Origin of the sequence: Oleiagrimonas sp., from assembly GCF_027858935.1 — a bacterium.
Lineage (GTDB): Bacteria > Pseudomonadota > Gammaproteobacteria > Xanthomonadales > Rhodanobacteraceae > Oleiagrimonas.
In genome coordinates this window covers 1-2281 of sequence record NZ_JAQIBU010000293.1, presented here as the reverse complement: position 1 = coordinate 2281, position 2281 = coordinate 1, and the positions used below count along the sequence as shown (strand labels likewise).

3 protein-coding genes are annotated in these 2281 nt (G+C 61.3%); 1 reads left to right on the top strand and 2 read right to left on the bottom strand.

Features of this window, described 5'->3' with window-relative positions; all coding sequences use genetic code 11:
* Window positions 1-876 (top strand): polyprenyl synthetase family protein (locus PF446_RS10790; protein WP_298071428.1); only part of this gene is annotated, 876 nt, incomplete at its 5' end.
* 310 nt (window positions 877-1186) lie between these two features.
* Here PF446_RS10790 and PF446_RS10785 read toward each other — a convergent pair.
* On the bottom strand, window positions 1187-1537 hold the full coding sequence (locus PF446_RS10785) for a hypothetical protein (protein WP_298071427.1): 351 nt from the start codon (window positions 1535-1537) through the stop codon (window positions 1187-1189).
* 408 nt (window positions 1538-1945) lie between these two features.
* Window positions 1946-2281 (bottom strand): sulfotransferase (locus PF446_RS10780; protein ID WP_298071426.1); only part of this gene is annotated, 336 nt, incomplete at its 5' end.

Genomic DNA, 2281 nt, shown 5'->3' with positions numbered 1-2281 from the left:
ATCAATCAGGTGGCCGAGCACATCATCGGCAGTGGCGGCAAGCGATTGCGTCCGATGCTGCATACCCTGGCCGCCCGCGCCGGCGGCTATGCCGGCGCGGAACACATCAAGCTGGCCGCAGTAATCGAATTCATCCATACCTCGACGCTATTGCACGACGATGTGGTCGATGAATCGGACCTGCGCCGCGGTCGCAGCACGGCCAATGCGGTCTGGGGCAATGCCGCCAGCGTGCTGGTGGGCGATTTCCTGTATTCGCGCTCGTTCCAGCTGATGGTGGAACTGGAGCGCATGCCGATCCTGCGCATCCTCGCCGATACCACCAACACCATCGCCGCCGGCGAGGTGATGCAGTTGCTCAACATCGGCAACGCCGACGTCGCGGAGGCCGATTATCTCAAGGTCATCGAGCGCAAGACCGCCGTCCTGTTTGCGGCAGCCACGGAACTGGGCGGCATACTGGGCCAATTGCCCGAAGACCAGGTCGCCTCGCTGCGCCGTTACGGCATGGAACTCGGTTTTGCCTTCCAGATTGCCGATGACCTGCTCGACTACGTCTCCGATGCCCAGACCATCGGCAAGAACATCGGCGACGATCTGGCCGAAGGCAAGCCGACCCTGCCGCTGATCTTTGCCCTGCAGCGCGCGACGCCGGGACAGGTCCGTTCCCTGCGCCATGCCATTGAGCACGGCGGCCTGGATTCGCTGGAGCGCATCATCGCCGCCATCCGCGACTCCGGCGCCCTGGACCGCACCCGCGAGCGTGCCCAGCAGCATGCCGCTGCGGCACGTGATGCCCTGGCATTGCTCCCCGACAATGTCTATCGCAACGCGCTCATGACCCTGGCCGATTACGCTGTGGAACGTACGTTCTGAAACAACGAAAGGGTCCAGGCAACAACTGGACTGCCCGCATCTGCGTCAGGACAGCAGTCGCTGCAAGGGCTCCAGTTGCTCTGCGTACCGCTTCCACTCCCCGAGGCCTCGGGTACGGCGGATCCGTTCGCCCAACTTGTTCCTGTTGGGCGTGGGCACAGAAGCCACGTTCTGTTCGGGATGCAGCCAATTGGTCTGCATCTACAGCCCGCAGTGGTCCAGCACCTGCCCAGCATCGCCTCCGGCTCGCTCACCAGCGGGGCGTAGGACGCATCCAGCATGACGTACGGGATGTTGGCACGCCAGTGATTCATGAGGCGGGCTGTACGGCCCATGGTAATGGAACAGTGACTGCGCCCCATAGCTGTATCTGTAGCTGTTGCTGGGCGAGCATCCGAACATCATCTTGATGATTTGAACAGCACACACCCATCGGATCTCTCACCATGAGCAGAATGCGCGCCTGCCCGATTACCGCATCGGGCCGCGCCCGTGAAACCTTGCCCTCAAGGCGGTCAAGGCAGCGGCGCGCTGTATTGATTTCCCCGATAAAGAACAAGCGTTTCTCCAATTGATGGATCAGGCCAGGGTCATCGGGAAACAGCCGGGCCACGGAAAGCAATTGCTCGGCACAGGCCCGCAACTGGCCACGCCAGAGCATGGCCCTTGAAAGCTCCATGCGCTTATCGACGTCCACTGGCTGGTATTTCAGAAAGGACTCGAGCCTTTTGTGCGACCGTCATCTGCCCAGCGGTAGCATAGGGCCGCCGGGGTGCCGGGGTGCCGTCTGCATACATCTGCGCAGAGCACACGATCGAGGTTTGCTTCCAAAATCTGAACTACGGACTAGCGCCTTGTGATGCATCAACAGGGGATCACCTTGTTTTTCGGCACCTGCTGTCCGTTACCAGCCTCATGACTTGCTGCGCACAAGCCAGGCGCGCTACAGGCGTGCGTCCGTCGCACGCGGGCGAGAGTCAAACACGATCTTAACCGATAAAAAGCGACCCGGTCGTGACGCCGATCCCTTCTTCCGACCATGCCTGCATCAGGCAACAGTTTTTCCTCTTCAACGCGTCGCGCCCTGGAGTTCGCCCAAGGCCTGGCGCAATGGCCGCAGAAACTTTTCATAAGGCTGCCAACCACCAAGACCCCGCGCATGGATCGGCTCACGAACCTGGGTGCTGCTGGGAGTGGCGACCGGTGCAGTGTTCATTTCTGGATGCAGGCACGCATCCTCCATGGAGAGGGCGCAGTGCTCCAGCACCCGGTGCAGGGTGGCCTCGGTGTCGCTCACCAGCGCGGCATACGGCACATCCAGCATGACCCCGGGCATGGTGTTGTGCCAATGCATGCTCACACGCTGATATTGCGCAAAATAATGGGCCAGGGACCGCATATCATG